General features: G+C 29.2%; 17 protein-coding genes. 14 read left to right on the plus strand and 3 right to left on the minus strand.

Translation table 11 applies throughout. The features are described from left to right. Positions 1–113 precede the first annotated feature (113 nt). Complete coding sequence (locus L8U98_RS06010; RefSeq protein ID WP_214118031.1) at positions 114–1,223, minus strand: FtsW/RodA/SpoVE family cell cycle protein; 1,110 nt, start codon at positions 1,221–1,223, stop codon at positions 114–116. A gap of 72 nt (positions 1,224–1,295) precedes the next feature. Between L8U98_RS06010 and L8U98_RS06015 the strand changes: the two genes are divergently transcribed. The 14 genes from L8U98_RS06015 to L8U98_RS06080 all read left to right on the plus strand — a co-directional run bounded on the left by L8U98_RS06015 (position 1,296) and on the right by L8U98_RS06080 (position 17,388). Then, positions 1,296–2,258: an RluA family pseudouridine synthase gene (locus L8U98_RS06015; protein WP_263707358.1), complete on the plus strand. Its 963-nt coding sequence runs from the start codon at positions 1,296–1,298 to the stop codon at positions 2,256–2,258. Then, positions 2,212–3,426 carry a fibronectin type III domain-containing protein gene (locus L8U98_RS06020; protein WP_214126385.1) on the plus strand — a complete coding sequence of 405 codons (1,215 nt, stop codon included), beginning with the start codon at positions 2,212–2,214 and terminating at the stop codon, positions 3,424–3,426. The genes L8U98_RS06015 and L8U98_RS06020 overlap by 47 nt, the downstream gene beginning before the upstream one ends. After that, a complete protein-coding gene (gene trmB / locus L8U98_RS06025) occupies positions 3,426–4,616 on the plus strand; it encodes a tRNA (guanosine(46)-N7)-methyltransferase TrmB (protein WP_263725289.1) in 1,191 nt (396 codons plus the stop codon). Before L8U98_RS06020 ends, trmB begins: the two co-directional genes overlap by 1 nt. A 31-nt stretch (positions 4,617–4,647) precedes the next feature. Further along, positions 4,648–5,304 carry a cell division ATP-binding protein FtsE gene (locus L8U98_RS06030; RefSeq protein ID WP_263725288.1) on the plus strand — a complete coding sequence of 219 codons (657 nt, stop codon included), beginning with the start codon at positions 4,648–4,650 and terminating at the stop codon, positions 5,302–5,304. Further along, on the plus strand, positions 5,291–6,097 hold the full coding sequence (locus L8U98_RS06035) for an ABC transporter permease (protein WP_257397063.1): 807 nt from the start codon (positions 5,291–5,293) through the stop codon (positions 6,095–6,097). The genes L8U98_RS06030 and L8U98_RS06035 overlap by 14 nt, the downstream gene beginning before the upstream one ends. Then, the gene (locus tag L8U98_RS06040) at positions 6,094–7,269 is read left to right on the plus strand and encodes a murein hydrolase activator EnvC family protein (RefSeq protein ID WP_263682970.1); all 1,176 of its coding nucleotides are present in this window, start codon (positions 6,094–6,096) and stop codon (positions 7,267–7,269) included. Before L8U98_RS06035 ends, L8U98_RS06040 begins: the two co-directional genes overlap by 4 nt. 55 nt (positions 7,270–7,324) lie before the next feature. Beyond that, positions 7,325–8,050 carry a UMP kinase gene (gene pyrH / locus L8U98_RS06045; RefSeq protein ID WP_039628219.1) on the plus strand — a complete coding sequence of 242 codons (726 nt, stop codon included), beginning with the start codon at positions 7,325–7,327 and terminating at the stop codon, positions 8,048–8,050. 8 nt (positions 8,051–8,058) lie between these two features. Further along, complete coding sequence (locus tag L8U98_RS06050) at positions 8,059–8,277, plus strand: DNA-directed RNA polymerase subunit omega (RefSeq protein ID WP_039618002.1); 219 nt, start codon at positions 8,059–8,061, stop codon at positions 8,275–8,277. Continuing rightward, positions 8,261–10,450 (plus strand): RelA/SpoT family protein, encoded by a 2,190-nt coding sequence (locus L8U98_RS06055; RefSeq protein WP_263707356.1) that lies wholly within the window; start codon positions 8,261–8,263, stop codon positions 10,448–10,450. Before L8U98_RS06050 ends, L8U98_RS06055 begins: the two co-directional genes overlap by 17 nt. Positions 10,451–10,462: 12 nt before the next feature. Next, positions 10,463–11,665, plus strand: a complete 1,203-nt coding sequence (gene tyrS / locus L8U98_RS06060; RefSeq protein ID WP_263682967.1) for a tyrosine--tRNA ligase — start codon at positions 10,463–10,465, stop codon at positions 11,663–11,665. After that, a complete protein-coding gene (locus L8U98_RS06065) occupies positions 11,665–12,762 on the plus strand; it encodes a nitronate monooxygenase (protein ID WP_263725287.1) in 1,098 nt (365 codons plus the stop codon). Before tyrS ends, L8U98_RS06065 begins: the two co-directional genes overlap by 1 nt. Continuing rightward, the gene (locus tag L8U98_RS06070; RefSeq protein WP_412175046.1) at positions 12,755–14,590 is read left to right on the plus strand and encodes an N-acetylmuramoyl-L-alanine amidase; all 1,836 of its coding nucleotides are present in this window, start codon (positions 12,755–12,757) and stop codon (positions 14,588–14,590) included. The genes L8U98_RS06065 and L8U98_RS06070 overlap by 8 nt, the downstream gene beginning before the upstream one ends. Beyond that, positions 14,587–16,425 carry a bifunctional tRNA (5-methylaminomethyl-2-thiouridine)(34)-methyltransferase MnmD/FAD-dependent 5-carboxymethylaminomethyl-2-thiouridine(34) oxidoreductase MnmC gene (gene mnmC / locus L8U98_RS06075; protein WP_263725285.1) on the plus strand — a complete coding sequence of 613 codons (1,839 nt, stop codon included), beginning with the start codon at positions 14,587–14,589 and terminating at the stop codon, positions 16,423–16,425. Before L8U98_RS06070 ends, mnmC begins: the two co-directional genes overlap by 4 nt. A 132-nt stretch (positions 16,426–16,557) precedes the next feature. Continuing rightward, positions 16,558–17,388 (plus strand): hypothetical protein, encoded by an 831-nt coding sequence (locus tag L8U98_RS06080; protein WP_263725284.1) that lies wholly within the window; start codon positions 16,558–16,560, stop codon positions 17,386–17,388. Here L8U98_RS06080 and rseP read toward each other — a convergent pair. Both rseP and pgsA read right to left on the minus strand, forming a co-directional pair. Continuing rightward, a complete protein-coding gene (gene rseP / locus L8U98_RS06085; protein WP_263725283.1) occupies positions 17,385–18,491 on the minus strand; it encodes an RIP metalloprotease RseP in 1,107 nt (368 codons plus the stop codon). The two genes, L8U98_RS06080 and rseP, sit on opposite strands and share 4 nt — an antisense overlap. After that, positions 18,488–19,024 (minus strand): CDP-diacylglycerol--glycerol-3-phosphate 3-phosphatidyltransferase, encoded by a 537-nt coding sequence (gene pgsA / locus L8U98_RS06090; RefSeq protein ID WP_263725282.1) that lies wholly within the window; start codon positions 19,022–19,024, stop codon positions 18,488–18,490. The genes rseP and pgsA overlap by 4 nt, the downstream gene beginning before the upstream one ends. Positions 19,025–19,074: the final 50 nt, after the last annotated feature.

Here is a 19,074-nt window from a genome sequence, read left to right on the forward strand (position 1 = left end):
ACTCGAACCTGCGACCAACCGGTTATGAGCCGGTTGCTCTAACCAACTGAGCTATAAATCCGCCAGAAGTTAAAATAAAAATGTTATTATATCTTTATTTCCTTAATTTAAATTTAGAATTTTATTTTTACTGCTTTTTCTATTGCTAAATATCTAAAGGTTATTAAATTTTGTAAAATTCCAAAGAAAATCATAAAAGTAGCAAAAGAACTTCCCCCATGACTAAAGAATGGCATAGGTATACCAACAACAGGAGCAAAACCTATGGTCATTGATATATTTACTGCTACATATATGAAAATAAATAAAGCAATGCAATTTGTTACTACTCTTGTAAAATAATCATCTTTGAGCTTATAATTTAAACTCAATAAATGAAAAATGAGTAAGGTGTAAAGTAATATGATTACAACCGCACCGATAAAACCAAATCTTTCAGACAAATATGCAAAGATAAAATCACTCGTAGAAATAGGTAAAAATTTAAAATGTGTTTGTGTGGCTTCATCAGCCTTTTTTCCGCTCAAACCACCACTTCCTATTGCAATGATGGATTGTTTTACATGGTAACTTGGCTCTTCAGCTAAGAAATCATGAATTCTTTGTTTTTGATAAGGTTTTAAAAAATCACTATAAATAATAGGCGAAGCTATAGCTATAGCTAAAAAAATACTAAGCCAAATTTTATAATTTACTCCTATGATAAAAAGCGTTCCAAAGCCCACTATTAAAAGTACTAAAGCTGTTCCTAAATCAGGTTCTCCTGCTATAAGTAAAAATGGAAGTAAAATATAAAAACTTAGCTTTAAAAATTGTTTTAAACCATAGCCATTATGAGGTGGCGGGTTTTGATAAATCAAATAAGCTAGCATTAAAATAAAAGAGGGTTTGAAAATTTCAGAAGGTTGTATGGTAAAATGCGTAAAAGGTATCTCAAGCCATCTTCTAGCTCCAAGTTTTTCAACACCAAAAATATCTACGCTCAAAAGTAAAGCTATATTGATCCAATATAACACAGGTATAAGCCACATTAATCTTCTTAAAGGTAAAAAGAAAAAAAATGCAAATCCTGCAAAACCCACTAAAGTATAGATAAATTGTTTTTCGGCTAAGCGTGTGTTTGCTTCATAAATTAAAAGAAAAGATATAGCTATGATAGGCAACACTAAAAGAGGTTGAACAAAATCAAAATGCGTTAGAATTCTTCTATCAAGTTTTATCAAAGCTAACCTTTTTTACAAAATATTGTGTAATTATATGCTAAAATTGCAAATTTTATCACAAGGAAATATAATATGCTAAAAATTTCATCGCTTTGTGAAGAAAGATTGGATATTTTTTTATCAGATATACTTAAACAAAGTCGTTCGCAAGTTACTAAACTTATCAAAGAAAACTGCATATATATTAATGAAAAATTAGAAAATAAAAGTTCTAAAAAAATAAAACAAAAAGATGAAATAAGCATTTTTTTACCTTTAGTAAAAGAAGCTAAAGAAAGTTACACGCCTGAGTTTGACATAGAAATTTTATATGAAGATGATGATGTTTTAGTTTTAAACAAAGCTCCTAATGTTGTCGTGCATGGTGCAAGTAGTGTTAAAGAAGCGACTTTGGTGGATTGGCTTTTACATAAGGGTTATGCTTTATCAAATTTAAATGGAGAGCATAGAGCGGGACTTGTGCATAGACTTGATAAAGGCACAAGCGGAGCTATCATCATAGCTAAAAACAATCAAGCACATCAATTTTTAGCAAATCAGCTTTTAGATAAAAGTATGGGAAGATTTTATCTTGCTTTGAGTGACTTGCCTTTGAAAAATGATAAAATGAGTAATGAAAAAGCCATTATGCGTTGTCCTAATAATAGGCTTAAAAAAATTACTACAAATACTAAAAATTATTTAGCAAAAAATGCAAAAACAGATTTTATAAATTTATTAAGTGCTAAAAACTGCTCTTTAATAGCTGCTAAATTATATACAGGAAGAACCCATCAAATCAGGGTGCATTTGGCAGATTTTAATCGCTATATTTTAGGAGATGAATTATACGGATATAAAGGAAAAATAAAGTATAATAGAGTAATGCTTCATGCGTATTTGATTTATTTTATTCATCCTAGGACTAAAGAGTTAATGTTTATAAAAGCTCCTATGTTTGATGATTTTTATCAAATTTTAAAAGAAAATTTTACACAAGGAGAGATAGATGAAAAAACTTCACTGGATTATCTTAAGTTCTGCTTTGGCTTTTAGTGCTTGTAGTACAACTATGAGTTCGCCTCAAATTGCTCAAGTAAATGATACTTTACCAAAAATTTCAAATATTAAAAGTATAAGTGATATTACAAGCATAGCTTTTGAATGGGAACCTTTGTATGATCAAAATATAGCAGGCTATTACATTTATAGAGCAAATGCAGCTGGTGCACCTATGGAGCTTATAGCAAAAATTAAAAATAAATTTCAAACTCATTATACTGATACAAATTTAGAGCCAAATACAAGATATTATTATTCTATGAAAACTTTTAATGAGCTTGGACAAGTTTCTCAAGATGGTGTAAGCATAGAAGCTTTTACCAATAGAGTGATTGATCCAGTGCCTTTTGTGCAAGCTATTGTGGGTTTGCCAAATCGTGTAAAAATAGTTTGGAGACCACACCCTGATGTAAGAGTAAATTCATACATCATTGAGCGTGCAAATATGAAAGATATGAAATTTAAAGAATTAACTAGAGTTAAAAATCGCTTAAGTGCTGAATATATAGATGATTCACTAAAGCCTGATGAGAGTTTTCAATATAGAATCATAGCTTTAACTTATGATGGTATTAAAAGTACTCCAAGTAAGATAGTTGAATCAACTACCAAAGCGCTTCCTCCTATGGTAAGTAATTTGCAAGCAAGTAAAGACGCGCCAAGAAAAATCATTTTAACTTGGGATAAAATTGACTATGCTGATTTTGCTTATTATAAAATTTATTCTAGTTCAACTACCTTTTTACCTTTTAGCGTGGTAGCTAAAACTTCTGAAAATACTTATGAAGATGTGGTTAAAGGTGTGGCTGAAAAAAGATATTATAAAGTGAGTATGGTCGATAAAGATGGCTTGGAAAGTCCTATAGCAAGTGAGCCTGTAGAAGGTATTACCTTAGGGGCACCATTAGCACCAAGTATTATTTTATGTGCTGTTGAAGATGATGGTATTAGAGTTGAATGGGTTGATAATGACGATAGAGCTAAAGAATACATAGTTAAACGAAGTGGAGGTGGAAGTAATGCTGTGTTTAAAGAGATTAAATCTAAACAATTAAAAGACATCACAGCTGTTCCTGGAAAAGTATATAGTTATGAAGTTATAGCTATTGATGCAAATGGTATAGAATCAAAAGCTTCTGATAAATTTACAGCGGTGAAATAATGCCAAATTTTAAGTGTAAAATTCTAAAAGAAATTCAACTTCCTTTTGAAAAAGATGGGGTTGAATTTTTATGGCTTGCTAAAGGTGAAAATGTAGACTTGCTTTTTACGCGCATAAAGCAAGAAAACTTTTTTTTGCAGATTAAAAAAGATAAAAAAAAACAAGAATGGCTTATTAAAGGTGAAAAACACACTAAGCCTTCGCAAATTGGATATTTGCAAAAAGCTTTACTTGTGTTTAAAGAAAATTTCACTCAAGATGTAGTTTGTGAAGCTGTAGCATTAAAACATACAAGGTTAATCCAAAAAACCCCTTTAATCGCTAATGATTTAAAAGAATTACTAGAGCAAATAAAAAACAAAAAGCAAATTTTTATTGAAATAGGTTTTGGAAGTGGTAGGCATTTGCTTTATCAAGCAAGATCAAATCCTGATGTTTTGATTATAGGTATAGAAATTTACACCCCTGCGTTGGAGCAAGTAGCTAAACTTGCCTTAAGCGAAAACTTAAATAATGTTTTATTAATAGAAACTGATGCAAGATTATTATTAAGCGTACTTGAGTCTAACTTGATAGATAAAATCTTTTTGCATTTTCCTGTTCCTTGGGATAAAAAGCCTCATCGTAGGGTAGTCGGGTTAAATTTTGCAAATGAATGCGCTAGGGTTTTAAAAGAAAATGGGCAATTTGAACTTAGAACAGATAGTTTTTCGTATTTTGATTTTACTTTAGAAACTTTTTTAACTTTTTCGCATTTAAAAGCTTTAATCAAAAAAAATGAAAATTTAGAAATTTCAAGCAAATACGAAGATCGCTGGAAAAGACAAAATAAAGATATATATGATTTAATCATTAGTGGTTTTAGCAAGAGTGAAAGTTTAAGCAAGGATCAAAAATTTGTCATTGAAGATTTAAGATTAAACGCAGAAGAATTAGCTTGTATAAAAAAGAATTTTAAAAATGAAGTTTTTAAAGGTGAGGATTTTTTCTTGCATTTTGAAAAAATGTACATTAAAGATGATGAGCTTATCATTAAAATAGCTTTTGGTGCTTTTTATAAGCCCGAGCATGTTTATATAGCTTTAAACACACAAAAGATAGAATTTATTTTTGAACAGCCTTTTAGAACTAAAGAAAATTTAAAAGCTATAGAAAAATTAAGAGAAATATTGTATTCTTATATCAAATAATCATTTATAAAATAAATAAGGAAAAGCAGTGATGATAGAAGCTAAAAAGCTTTGTCTTGGTTATGATGAACTTGTTATAGAAAATGCCAGTTTTTCGCTAAAAGATAATGATTTTGTTTTTATTACAGGAAAAAGCGGTAGTGGAAAGTCAACTTTGTTAAAATCTTTTTATGGAGATTTAGAGCCAATAAGTGGGAATTTAAAAGTTTGTAATAATGATTTAGTGGATATTTCTAATGCTGAGCTTTTACAGCTTAGGCAAAAAATAGGAATTATTTTTCAAGATTATCGTTTAGTTCAAGAATTTAGCGTAGAGAAAAATGTAATGCTACCTTTGATGATTAAAGGTTATAGTAAGAATGTATGCAAAGAACAAGCCGCAAAGCTTTTAAAGCATGTAAATTTAACTTTCAAAGCTGATAAGAAGCCAGCTCAGCTTTCAGGTGGAGAGCAACAACGCGTGGCTATGGCAAGAGCTTTAGCACATAATCCAAAATTACTCTTATGTGATGAACCAACGGGAAATTTGGATGAGTATTCTTCAGATATTATATGGACTTTATTAAAATCAGCTAGAGAAATACTTGGAACTTGTGTAGTTGTTGTTACGCATAGAATTCCTACTAATTTAAGACTTGATTATCGTCGTTTTAATATAGAAAATGGGAGAATGAATGAAATCATTTAAAAATCATCTTTCTTTGATATTTGCTTTAATGGTAATGATGTTTGCTTTTGAGTTTTTAATCATTACAAACAAAACTATAGAGCATTATGAAAAACTTTTAAATAAAGATTATAATATTATTTTAGTAGGTAAAACTCATTTGGATAAAAAAAGCATAGAGGATCAAGTAAATCATTTTCAGTCTTTAGAAATTTTAAATCCAAATGAAATGATAGATAGACTTAAAAATGATATATCAGCTAAAAATATAGAAGTTTTAAAGGCTACATTGCCAAAATTTTATACTTTAAAACTCAATAAACTTTTATCAGAAGATGAGCTAAATACTTTAAAAGATAAGCTTTTAAAAAATCCTAATATTACTAGAGTGGAGACTTTTGCAAAAACGCATACAAAAATTTACAAACTTTTGGTTTTGGTGAAATTTTTATTATGGTTTTTCTTGTTTATTATAATATTGCTTAGTTTTGTATTATTGCTTAAGCAAATGAAAATTTGGCTTTTTGAGCATACTCAAAGAGTTGAAATCATGTGTTTGCTTGGGGCGCCGTTTTGGTTTAGATCTTTTATGCTTTATAAGATTGTTTTTATTGATTGTTTTATAGCATTTTTGTTGCTTGTATTATTTTTTACCCAAGTTTATGATCTTGAATCCATTAAACTAGCCTTACAAAGTGTGGACATTAGCTTACCTAAAATAAGTATTTTCACACATTTGTTTTTGATTTTTTTAGCAATGCTTTGTGTTTGTTTTGCTTGTGTGAATTTTGTAATGTTTAAGGTTAGAAAATGAAAAAATGCTTTTTGCTTTTTTTGTTTTCTTTTTCTGTTTTATTTGCAAATGAAATTGCACAAAAACAAAAAGATATTAAAGAAAATGAACGTATAGTAAAGCAACTTTCTAAAAAGTTAGAGGATTTAGCAAGTGAAATTTTAGATAATGAAAAAAATCTAAAAAAAATCGCTTCAGAAATTAGCACTTTAACTTCGAAAACTTCTAAACTTGAAAGTTCAGTAAAAACTCAAATAAAAGCGCTAGAGCAACTCAATGCGCAAAATAAAGATCTTTTGCAAAATAAAAACAAAATCGAAGGAAAGATTATTGATTTAATTGCTAAAGATTTTGCTTATGATTTGGCAATTCCTAAAAATTATATTGAAAGTGAAGATAGTATCATAGCTTTAGAATTAGTTGGGGTTTTGGATAAAATTTTCAAAGAAGAATTTTATCAAATTTCAAAAGATTATGAAAATATAAGTAAAAAAATAGAAGAAAAGCAAACTCAAATTACTACAATTAATAATAATTTAAAAGCCTATAAAGATCAAATCGATGAGCTTAAAAATCTTAGAAAAAAGCAAGAACAAGAAATAGCTAAGCAAAAAACAGATAAAGAAATTTATACTAGAAAACTTTCTAATTTACAAGCCCAACAACAAGAATTAAGAAAAACACTTAATAAATTAAAAATTATCAAAGAAAAAGAAGAAGAAAAATTAGCACAAAAAAAAGAAGACAAAAAACCAAGCTCAAATGTTAAACAAGTAGGCTCAAGTTATCAAACAAGCAGTGTTAAGCGCTATAGCGGTCCTAAGACAATCGCTCCTTTAGAATCTTACACGGTAAAGCAAAAATTTGGAAATTATATTGATCCTATTTATAATATTAAAATTTATAATGAAAATGTGGTTTTAAAAAGCGACAGTGCTAATGCTGCAGTAAGAAATGTCTTAGATGGTAAAGTAGTTTTTGCAAAAGCAACTCCAACTTTAAAACAAGTTGTGATTGTTGAAAATAAAGATGGTATACATACTATTTATGCGCATTTAGATAAAATTGCACCTGGTGTTAAAGTGGGTAGAAATATCAAAAAAGGTTATATTATAGGTAGGGTTGAAAGTGATTTAACTTTTGAAGTAACGCAAAAGAATTTTCATATCAATCCTTTAGAGATGATTAAATAAATTAGTTTTTTTTAATGCGAATTTTGATATAGTTTCAAATCAAAGGAGAAATTTAATGAACAATAAAAGAAAAAGAGTATTGGTTAAATTTTCTGGAGAAGCTTTGGCTGGAGAAAATGGGTTTGGTATAGAAAATTCTATTTTAAAATACATAGCTTCTGAAATAAAAAGCTTGATTAATGAAAATGTTGAAGTAGGTATAGTAATAGGCGGTGGAAATATCATTAGAGGGGTATCTGCTGCAAGAGATGGACTTATAAAAAGAACAAGTGGTGATCATATGGGTATGCTTGCTACTGTGATTAATTCTATAGCTATGCAAGAAGCATTAGAAAGTGCTGGGCTTGATGTAAGGGTTCAAAGCGCTATTCAAATGGAAGCGTTTTGTGAAACTTATATCATGAGAAGAGCACATAGACACTTAGAAAAAGGACGTATAGTTATTTTTGCTTGTGGTACGGGTAATCCTTATTTTACTACAGATACTGCTGCGACTTTAAGAGCAGTGGAAATTCAAGCAGATATGATCATTAAAGCAACTAAGGTAGATGGAATTTATGATAAAGATCCTAAAAAATATGATGATGCAATTATGCTTAATGAGCTAAGTTATGAAAGAGCTTTGCATGATAATATTAAAGTTATGGATGATACTGCAATAGCCTTAGCTAAAGATAATGCTTTACCTATTGTGGTATGTAATATGTTTAAAGAAGGAAATTTATTAAAAATCATCCAAGGCGATATGAGTTTATGCTCTATTGTTAAAAATCAAGATTAAGGATAAAAATGAGAGTAGAACAAATAGCTGCAAAAGCATTAAAAAAACTAAAAGATGATAGATATAAACTAGCTCTTGTAGTAGCTAAAAGAGCTGAAGAGCTTGCAAATGGTGCAGAACCTTTAGTAAATTTAGATAAGAATAAATACAAATATACCGACATTGCTTTACATGAAATAGCAGAAGATAAAATCGTTTTAGAGGGATTTATTGAAGCTAGTAAATGATGAGTTATTGTTAGATAAACTTGTTGATGATGTTAAAAATTGTAAGGATTTACAAAGAGCAAAAGAAATCCTTTTTATGGTCTTTCCACAATCTGCTGTTTTAGAAAAAGCGGTAGATTTTTGTATTCAAAAACACGAAGGACAATTTAGAAAAAGTGGAGAACCATATGCGGTTCACCCTATATTAGTGGCTTCTTTTGTGGCATTTTTAAGCCCTGTACAGTCTATGATTATCGCTGCATTATTGCATGATGTGTTAGAAGATACAAATTGCAATGAAGAAGAATTGAGTTTAAATTTTGGTGAAGAAGTCACCAAATTAGTTCAAGGCTTAACCAAAATAGTCAGTATTAGAGAAGATCATCTTACACGCTCTAATTCTAATGAAAAACTTGCAAAATCTGCTTTGACTTTTAGAAATATGCTTTTAGCTGGTGTTGAAGATGTGAGCGTGCTTGTAATAAAGCTTTGTGATAGATTGCACAATATGCTTACTTTAAATTTTTTAAGAGAAGATAAACAAAAAAGAATCAGCGAAGAAACCTTGGTGGTATATGCGCCTATAGCTCATAGACTTGGAATTTCAAGTATAAAAAATTTGCTTGAGGATTTAAGTTTTAAGTTTTTATTGCCTGATGAATATGCACAAATTGATAATTATATAAATGCAAAAGATCAACAAATTCAACTTGGATTTAATGAATTTATCTCAAAAATAGAAATGTTATTTTTGGAAAATGGGTTTAGACAAGGTAGTTTTGTTATACACAAAAGAATTAAACATAATTATTCTATTTATTTAAAAATGCAAAGAAAAGGTGTAGGACTTGATGAAGTTTTAGACCTTTTGGGTGTAAGAATTTTGGTTGAAAAAGTTTATGATTGTTATTTGGCTTTAGGAATTTTACATACACATTTTAATCCTTTAATTTCAAGATTTAAAGATTATATAGCCTTGCCAAAACAAAATGGTTACCAAACCTTACATACAACACTTTTTGATGCAAAAAATATCATAGAAGCTCAAATTCGCACCTTTGATATGCATAAGACTGCTGAATTTGGTGTGGCAGCGCATTGGAAATATAAAGAAGGAAATATAACAACACCAAATTTAGATTGGCTTGCAGATATTTCTATGCATGGTAAAGAAGATGGCAATGCTGTGCAAGATTGTGATGCTATCGAACTTTATGAATATGCAAAAGATAGTTTATATATAGAAGATATAGCAGTATATTCTCCAAAGGGTGAAATTTTTACTTTGCCGCGCGGGGCTACGGCTTTGGACTTTGCTTATGAAGTTCACACCAAAGTAGGACTTCATGCAAAAACTGCGTTTGTTAACCGCATGAGAGTACCACTTTTAACCGTGCTTAAAAATGGAGATATAGTTAGCATTGAAACTTCCGAAGAAGAATTTTTTAGATGTTCATGGATAGATAGCGTTAAAACAGGAAAGGCTAGAGCTAGTATAAGAGATTTTTGCAAGCAAAAGAAAAAAGAATTAAATAACAAAATTGCTGTTAATCTTTTATCTACTGTTTTTAATAAAGATTCTAAACTTATAGAAGAATGGCTTGAAAAAGAAAATTTTAATAAAAAGCTAAGACAAATTGCTTTGGATTTTAATTATTTTAAAGATGTAATTATTGCTCTAAGAAAATATATGGGGCAAAATCAAGCAGCTAAATTTGAACAAAATGAGCAAAAATTTGAAAGCATAGTGATTGGTTCTAATTATAAAATAACCACGATTAATTTTGATTATTGTTGTAGGCCTAAAAGAGGAGATGAAATCATTGCTTTTAGACATTCAACTGGAGCAACGATACACCATAAGCTTTGTGAACAAGCAATGAAAATGATAGAAGATAACAAAGAAATGGTTTTTGTTTTTTGGAATGATAGTTCGATAAAAAGTTACAAAATCATCGTTTCTATAGAAAATAAAAAAGGTTCTTTAGCAGATTTTCTAACTACTTTAGCTAAAATGCAGATTAATGTTTTAAGTATTAACTCAGCTGATTCAGAGCCAGTCGTTGCAAATTATTTTGAAGTACAAGTTGAGTTACCTAATAATATAGATCTTGAGAATGCAAAAGAAAGATTAAAATCTAGATATAAAATTTTAGATTTTACATCTTTAAATGATGCATATAATAATCACTAAAAAAGGTTTTTTATGGATATTAATGAAATTATTAAAGAAATTAAACGAGGAATAGCAGAAATTATTGATGAAGAAAGATTAGTTTCTTTAGTAAAAAATTACTATGAAAAAGGTGAAAATTTTTTTGTAAAGGCTGGTTTTGATCCTACGGCTGCTGATTTGCATTTGGGTCATACTGTGGTTTTGAGCAAAATGGCTTTGCTTCAAAAGCATGGAGCTATAGTACAATTTTTAATAGGTGATTTTACTGCTCAAATAGGTGATCCAACAGGAAAAAGTGCTACAAGAAAAAAACTTGACAAAGAAGAAGTACTTAAAAATGCTAAAACTTATGAAGAACAAGTTTTTAAGATTTTAGATCCAAATAAAACTCAAATTCATTTTAATTCTAAATGGTTAAATGAGCTTGGTGCTGCTGGTATAGTAGAGCTTACTTCGACTTTTAGTGTTGCTAGAATGCTTGAGAGAGATGATTTTACTAAGCGCTTCAAAGAACAAAGCCCTATATCAATTTGTGAGTTTTTATATCCGCTTTTGCAAGGTTATGACAGTGTTGCATTAAAAAGTGATATAGAAATGGGTGGAACGGATCAAAAGTTTAATCTTTTAATGGGTAGACAGCTTCAAAGAGTATATAATTGTCAAAAAGAACAAGCGGTAATGATGATGCCATTGCTTGAAGGCCTTGATGGTGTAAATAAAATGAGTAAAAGCTTGGGAAATTATATTGGTGTAACTGAAAATGCCAAAGATATGTATGCTAAAGTTTTGAGTATTAGTGATGAATTGATGTTTAGATATTATGAACTTTTAAGTGAAAAAAGCTTAAATGAAATTTCACAAATAAAAGATGATATTAAAAATGGCTCATTGCATCCTAAAAAAGCTAAAGAAAATTTAGCTTTAGAAATTACTGCGCGTTTTCACTCAAGCGAGTGTGCTTTAAAAGCTAAGGAAGAATTTGACAAAGTCCATAGCGCAAAAGAACTTCCTAGTGATATGCCAAGTTTTACTTTAGAAGGTAGTATTTGGCTTGCAAAAGCTATAGTAGAGTGCAAAATGGAAAGTTCTACTTCAGCTGCTAGAAGATTGATTAATTCAAATGCAGTAAGTGTTAATGGAGAAAAAGTTCAAGATGAACAATTCCAACTAGAAAGCGGTGAATATATTTTACAAGTTGGAAAAAGAAAATTTGCAAAATTAAAGGTAATATGATGAGTTTTAAAGCTTTAAAAATTGGAAAGCATGAGATAAAATATCCTATTTTTCAAGGTGGCATGGGACTTGGTATAAGTTGGGACAAACTTGCTTCTGCAGTTTCTTTAAATGGTGGATTAGGGATTATTTCTTCGGTAGGAACTGGATATTATGAAAATAGAACGCATATAGATAAAGAGTTCAATGCGAAGCCTTATGGTAGTGATAATTTTTACTCAAAAGCAGGTTTAAAAGCTTTGATAGATAATGCTAGAAAGGTTTGTAAAGATGCACCTTTAGGCTGTAATATTTTATATGCAAGTAATAATTATGCGCAAATTGCTCGTAATGCTTGTGAGGTTGGTTTTAATGTGATAGTTTCAGGAGCAGGGCTTCCTACAAATTTGCCTGAATTTACACAAGATTATCCTGATGTTGCTTTGGTGCCTATTGTATCATCGGCTAAGGCTTTAAAAATTATCTGCAAAAGATGGCAAAGCAGATACAATCGCTTGCCTGATGCAGTTATAGTTGAAGGGCCAAAAAGTGGTGGACATCAGGGTTTTACTTATGAGCAATGTTTAATGGATGAATATCAGTTAGAAAATGTAGTACCACAAGTTGCACAAGAAATTAAAAACTGGGGAGATATACCATTAATCGCTGCGGGTGGAATTTGGGATAAGCAAGATATAGAAAAAATGATGTCTTTAGGAGCAAGTGGCGTTCAAATGGGAACTCGATTTATAGGAACTTTTGAATGCGATGCTAGTGATGATTTTAAGCAAGTATTGCTAGATTGTAAAAAAGAAGATATTGAGCTTTTAAAATCTCCAGTTGGTTATCCTGCAAGAGGAGTAAGAACTAATCTTTTAAATTTAGTCGATAAAAAAATGGGACCAAAAATTTCTTGTGTGAGCAATTGTGTTGCACCATGCGGTAGAGGCAAGGAAGCTACTAAGGTGGGTTATTGTATAGCAGATAGATTATATGATGCTTGGAGCGGTAAAAAAGAAACAGGCTTATTTTTTACAGGGGCTAATGGATATAGACTAGATAAGCTTATTAGTGTAGAAGAGCTAATGAAAAAATTAGTTAATGGCGAAGATGCTTAGAATATTTTTTATTTTTTTATTATTTTGTTTTAGTGTTTTTGCTAATGCAGAAGTTAAGAAATTTGATCAAAATTTCTTAACTTCTAATTCAGAAGAAAAACTACAATTACACCAGCAGTTAAAATCTTTGTATATACAAAGTGTGATTAATGATAATAATGAAGAAAAAAATGAGATTTTAAAAAGATTAATCATAAGTTCAAATTCTTTAGGCTTTGATGATAAAGCTTATGTGCAAGAGCTTAAAGAAAGCGGAGTAAGCGAAGAAGAAATTTCGCGTTTAAAAAATGCTTTAAAAGTTATACAAGATCAAAAAATAAAAAAAGAACAAACAAAAATTGAAACCAATACCACATCACCTATTAATAAAAAAGAAGATAAAAAAGCTCCGGTGCAAAAAGAGCTTTTTGTGCTTGATGTAAAGAAATCAGATAATGGCATCTTACTTGATTTAAGTGAAAAAATCAGCCAAAAAGACATTAAAAACTTTACTCTCAAAGGCGATAAGAATTTTCGTTATGTTGCAGATTTTGATGGGATTTTAAAAGGACCTAAGAGAACTTTTGAATTTAAAGATTTTGATATTATCGTATCGCAATTTAACCCAACAAGTATGCGTTTGGTCTTAAGTTCAAAAAAAGAATTAAAGATCAAAATAGAGCTTAAAGATCAAAGTCTTTTTATGGGGCTTGAAAAAGTAGAAAAAAAAGAAGAACCCAAACCTATAGTTAAAAAACAAAATGAAATTAAAAAAACAGAAGTAAAAAAAGAAGTTGTTAAAAATGAGCCTTTATATATTTTAAAATCAAGTAAAGATAAAAATGGTGTTAATTTAAAATTAAACAATGATATTGATATTGAAGATATTAAAATCAATTCTTTTAAAGATGGTAAAACATATCGTTCTATTGTAAGCTTTGAAGCTATTTTAGAAGGCGATAGAAAAAAAATCGATATCAATAAAAATCAATCCATCACAATAGTGCAATTTAATAAAACTACAGTAAGAGTTGTTTTAAATTCTACTAGTGATTTTAAAACTAATCTTGATTTAGATGATGAGGAATTATTTATAGGCTTTGAAAAAAAGGTTAAGAAAGCACCGACAAAAACTACTTCAAAAACCGCAAAAGCTACCATTAAAAAATCAGGTAAAATCATAGTAATTGACCCAGGTCATGGAGGTAAAGATCCAGGTACTTTGGGTGATAAGGGTGTTAGAGAAAAAGATGTAGTTTTAAGTGTGGCTTTAAAACTTGGTAATGAGCTTAAAAAACGTGGATATAGAATTTATTATACTAGAAGTACAGATAAATTTATAAACTTAAGAGATAGAACCTCTATGGCTAATGAAAAAATGGCGGATTTATTTATTTCTATCCATGCAAATGCAGCTCCAAATAAACAAAGAGCTAAAACTTTACAAGGTATTGAAACCTTCTTTTTATCGCCTGCAAGAAGCGAAAGAAGTAAAAAAGCTGCTGAGTTGGAAAATCAATCCGATTTTGAAGAGATGAATTTCTTTTCAAAACAAACCTTTTTAAATTTTTTAAACCGTGAAAAAATCGTTGCTTCAAATAAATTAGCTATTGATGTTCAAAAAAAGATTTTAAGTAATGTAAGAAAAAAATATAAAGTTGTGGATGGTGGAGTTAGAGAAGCTCCATTTTGGGTTTTAGTGGGTGCGCAAATGCCTGCTATATTGATTGAGACAGGTTATATTAGTCATCCTAGTGAAAGGAATAGATTAACAAATAAAAATTTCCAAGAATTATTAGCTATTGGTATTGCTAATGGCATAGAGAGTTATTTTTATAAAAATCAATGAAAAAAGCAAATATTATCATTAAAAACAATGCGCCTTTTTCTTTAGATTTTGATGATTATTATTTTAATTCTAGCGATGGTTTAAGCGAGAGTGAATTTATCTACACTAATGCTTTTGAATTTCAAACAAAACAAACTATCATTGCAGAGCTTGGTTTTGGTATAGGTTTAAATTTTTTCCTTACTTTAAAGCGTTTTATAAAAGAAAAAAAAGAAAATCAAAGACTATTTTATCTTAGTTTTGAAAATTTTTATATAGAAAAAGAAACATTAAGAGAAATTTATAAAAATCTTGGTTTTTATGGGGAATTTAAAGAGCTTTTAGAGCAGTTTTTAAAATTTTATCCCCCATGTAAAGATGGAGTTTATAGATTTTATTTTCAAGATTGTTTTTTAGATTTGGTATTTGGCGATGCTAAAGAAAAGTTGCAAAATTTAGACTTTAAAGCTGATGTTTGGTATTTAGATGGTTTTGCTCCTGCTAAAAATCAAGAGATGTTTGATGAGGATATTATAAACAAAGTTGCCAAAAATTCAAAAATAAATGCCAAGGTTTTAACCTTTTCCTCTGCAAGCATTTTAAAAAAAGCTTTAATTAATAATAATTTTCAAGTACAAAAAATCAAAGGTTTTAGAAAAAGGGAAATGATACAGGCTATTTTTAATGGCCTTGAGTTTGAAGATAAATTTGCTTATTTTAACACTCCAAGTTTAAAAAAAGAGATACAAAAAATAGCCATCATCGGAGCAGGTATAACTGGAGCTAGTATAGCTTATGAGCTTTCTTTAAGAAATGTTCAAGTAGATGTTTTTGAAAAAGAAAATTCATTAGGAAAAGGTGCTTCTGGAAATATCAATGGAATTTTAAGCTCTTTGATTTTAAAACCTGATGTTTTATTGGGTGAGTTTTCACAATATGCTTTTTTAGAAGCAAGTAGATTTTATAGACAAATTTTAGATTTAATTCCACAAGGGGTTTATGAATTTGCTCATAATGAACTTATGCAAGAGCGTTTTGATAGTCAAAAAGATAATGTTTTATTTGAAATTATTAACAATCAAGCCTTTTTAAAAGATGGAGCATGTATAAAGCCCCAAGAGCTTGTTAAAATGCTTTTACAAAAAAGCAAGGCTAGGGTATTTTTTGAGCATGAATTTAAAGATTATTCTTATGAAAATGAAAAGTTTTCTTTGCAATTTAATAATCAAAAAACATTAAAAGATTATGATGTGTTAATTTATGCTCAAGGTGCTGATGTTAAGAATTTTTTAGAGTATAAACATATGAAATTAAGCAGTGTTAGAGGGCAATGCACTCATTTAAAACCATTTTTAAAAAATTCTCATGCTTTATCTTCAAAAGGCTATATTTGTCCTATCAATGAAGAATTAAATTTGCAACTTATTGGTGCAAGTTATGATAGATTTAATCAAGATACAACGCTTTCTAAAAAAGATGATTTGCAAAATATTGAGAATATAAAAGATTTTTTGCATGTTGAAAATTTAGAAATTATGGGTGGAAAAGTAGGATTTAGATCATATTCTAGTGATAGATTTGCCATAATAGGTCAAGCCTATGATGAAAATTTTTATATGCAAAGTTATAAGGCGCTTTTATGGCATAAAAATAAAAGTCAAGTAGTACCAAATGATTTCATTCCTTTATATTTTTCTATTGCTCATGGATCTAGGGCTTTTGCTAGTGCTATTATTGGAGCTAGAATGCTTAGTGCATTAATTTTTGATGAACCAAAAATAGAAAAAGATTTTTTACATGCTACTCATCCTGCAAGATTTTTAATCAGAATGTTAAAAAAGGGAAAAATTTTATAATAAGTAGTTTTTTGTCTGAAATGCTATTAGCTATATTGTAAAAATATAATGCTATTATAAATATAGAGTTAGCAATATTTCATAATAAATGTGAAATTTTGTATCTTTATAAAATAATACATTAGAGGTTGAGTGAAAAAATACATTTTTTTAAGCTGTATATGCATAAATGCATTTGCTTTAAATTTAGAAGAAAGCTTAGGTGAGGGTGAGGCTAATATTAGCAAATATCAAAAGTCAAACACTGTTTCTAAGCAAGTATTTTTTCAAAAACCACAAGAGTACCAAACTCAAAGTACAGATCTTAGTTCTTTTGCTAGTAATTCTTTAGGTCAAGTTTTAAATTTAAGCTCTAAAGATAAGACAGAGGCTAATTTAGACTATGATGCTTTAAATGTAAATATAAAAAATATTAATTCAATACTAGATTATGAAAATGCTACTTTACTTTTAGAAAAACAAGCAAGAATAGGGCAATTAGAACAAGCTTATTCTTTAGGACTTATTAATCGTTATGAATTTGATGAGTTTAATTTAGGTTTTAATTATTTTAATGATCAGTATAAAGAAGCTTATGAAAAAAATAGTTTTGGTGCTGAATTTCAATTTAGTCATTATTTTAAAGCTTATGCTAATCACTATAATATAAAAGAAAATGATAGTGAAGATAGCACAGAGCTTGGTTTGATGTTTGATTTGCCTTATTTGAATGTTTTAAATGTAAATTCTAATATAAAAGAATTACAAAATCAATATAACATTACTTATTCTCCAATTTCTATTTTAGATTTATCACTTAATTATCAAGATGAAAAAACTAGCGCCAAAGATCAAACAGCAATGTGGGTAAGATTTAGACTAAATTATGAGCAAAGTTTAAGTAAGCAATTTTATAATAGTTTTTACCGTAAAAACAATATAGGTGAATTTAATCGCTATGATTTTGCTACTAGGACTTATTAATTACTCATAAAACGAGCAATATCATTATAAGTTACAAACACCATTAAACTTAAAAGTAAAGCCATGCCAAAATAACTAAGATATTCAAAACATACTTTTGGTACCTCTTTTTTAAAGATTAACTCATAAAGATTAAAAAGTATATGTCCTCCATCTAGCGCTGGAATGGGAAGTAAATTTAATACTCCAAGGTTGATAGAAATTAAAGCGGTGATTAAAAATAAAACCACTATGCTAGTATTTGCTGCTTTGGAAGTTATATCCACCATAGTGATGATTCCACCCATATTTTTAGCGTCTAACTCCCCGCTGATGATTTTAGCAAGACCTTTAAAAATGAGCAAAGAAGCCTCTATGCTTTCTTCATAAGCATATTTTAAACTATTAATCCATGGATGATAAATAGTAACAAACTCACCTTTAGGTGCTATGCCAATTAGTGGTTTTTGAACTTTTTGATAAAACTCATTATAACCTTGATCAATTTGTGGGGTTAGGGTGATGTTGATGAGTTTACCATCGCGTTCTATACTAAGTAAGGTTGGTTTTATATATACAAGTTTGCCAATTTCTTCAAAGCTTTGAATTTTAATTCCATCTATAGCTAGGATTTTATCTCCAATTTGTAAATTTGCTTTTTGTGCAGCTGAGTTTGGTGCTATATTGCCAATAACAGGTGCAAGTTTTTGCACACCTAAAAAACCTATGGCTATATAAAGTAAAAATGCTAAAAAGAAATTAAAAAATGGTCCTGCGAAAAGTATGTAAATTCTAGCTAAAGGACTTAAAGTGTTATAGCTATTTGGTTCGTAATTTTTTTCGCTAGGATTTAAATCATCTTGTCCTTTGAGTTTAACATAACCACCAAAAGGTAGAGCAGATAAGCGATATTCTGTGTTTTTGTAAGTTTTTTTAAAAATAGCTCTTCCAAAGCCTATACTAAAAATTTCTACATCTACTTTCATATGTTTTGCGGCTAGAAAATGTCCTAACTCGTGAAAAAAAATTAAAAAAGATATAACCAAAAGCGTTATTAAAAAGCTAAAAGAATAAAATTTAAAGCCAATGGCTAAGATAATAAATAAAAATAAATATGATTTCAAATGATACCTTTTTTTAAATGTTTTATATAAGCTAGTATGTATTCAAAAGCTGAATAAAGCGTAAGTACTAAGGCAATAAATAACAATGTATTAGCAAAAGGCCATTGCATGATTAAAAATATAATGGCTATCATTTGAAAGGTTGTTTTTATTTTACCCGCAAAAGATGCACTCACATCAAATTTTTCACTTACCATAACTACTCGAAAACCGGTTATAAAAAACTCTCTTACTAAAATAATATAAATCATCCAAGGATCAGCTTTTTGGATGAGTAATAATCCTAAAAAAGCAGCCAAAACAAGCATTTTATCCGCTAGTGGATCTATAATAGCTCCAAGTTTTGTAGTTTGATTCCAAGTTCTTGCAATATAACCATCAAAAAAATCAGTCAAGGCAGCTATACCAAAAACAACACAAGCAAAATAATTTACCCAACTAGGATGAATATTTTCAAAATCATTAATAAGCAAAAAAAACAAAAGTGGAGCTAATAATATCCTTATAAATGCTAAGATATTAGGTAAATTCATTGTTTATTAATCCTTGTGTTTAAAGAAAATACCCCAAAATGGGGTAATGA

Origin of the sequence: Campylobacter sp. RKI_CA19_01128 (assembly GCF_025771175.1) — a bacterium.
Lineage (GTDB): Bacteria > Campylobacterota > Campylobacteria > Campylobacterales > Campylobacteraceae > Campylobacter_D.

Excerpts from the sequence above, each read along its gene's own strand:
- L8U98_RS06070 (WP_412175046.1), top strand. The coding sequence starts at position 12,755 with ATGCTTAGAATATTTTTTATTTTTTTATTATTTTGTTTTAGTGTTTTT.
- mnmC (WP_263725285.1), top strand. The coding sequence starts at position 14,587 with ATGAAAAAAGCAAATATTATCATTAAAAACAATGCGCCTTTTTCTTTA.
- L8U98_RS06040 (WP_263682970.1), top strand. The coding sequence starts at position 6,094 with ATGAAAAAATGCTTTTTGCTTTTTTTGTTTTCTTTTTCTGTTTTATTT.
- trmB (WP_263725289.1), top strand. The coding sequence starts at position 3,426 with ATGCCAAATTTTAAGTGTAAAATTCTAAAAGAAATTCAACTTCCTTTT.
- L8U98_RS06020 (WP_214126385.1), top strand. The coding sequence starts at position 2,212 with ATGAAAAAACTTCACTGGATTATCTTAAGTTCTGCTTTGGCTTTTAGT.
- L8U98_RS06015 (WP_263707358.1), top strand. The coding sequence starts at position 1,296 with ATGCTAAAAATTTCATCGCTTTGTGAAGAAAGATTGGATATTTTTTTA.
- L8U98_RS06035 (WP_257397063.1), top strand. The coding sequence starts at position 5,291 with ATGAAATCATTTAAAAATCATCTTTCTTTGATATTTGCTTTAATGGTA.
- pgsA (WP_263725282.1), bottom strand. The coding sequence starts at position 19,024 with ATGAATTTACCTAATATCTTAGCATTTATAAGGATATTATTAGCTCCA.
- tyrS (WP_263682967.1), top strand. The coding sequence starts at position 10,463 with ATGGATATTAATGAAATTATTAAAGAAATTAAACGAGGAATAGCAGAA.
- L8U98_RS06030 (WP_263725288.1), top strand. The coding sequence starts at position 4,648 with ATGATAGAAGCTAAAAAGCTTTGTCTTGGTTATGATGAACTTGTTATA.
- L8U98_RS06065 (WP_263725287.1), top strand. The coding sequence starts at position 11,665 with ATGAGTTTTAAAGCTTTAAAAATTGGAAAGCATGAGATAAAATATCCT.
- L8U98_RS06050 (WP_039618002.1), top strand. The coding sequence starts at position 8,059 with ATGAGAGTAGAACAAATAGCTGCAAAAGCATTAAAAAAACTAAAAGAT.
- pyrH (WP_039628219.1), top strand. The coding sequence starts at position 7,325 with ATGAACAATAAAAGAAAAAGAGTATTGGTTAAATTTTCTGGAGAAGCT.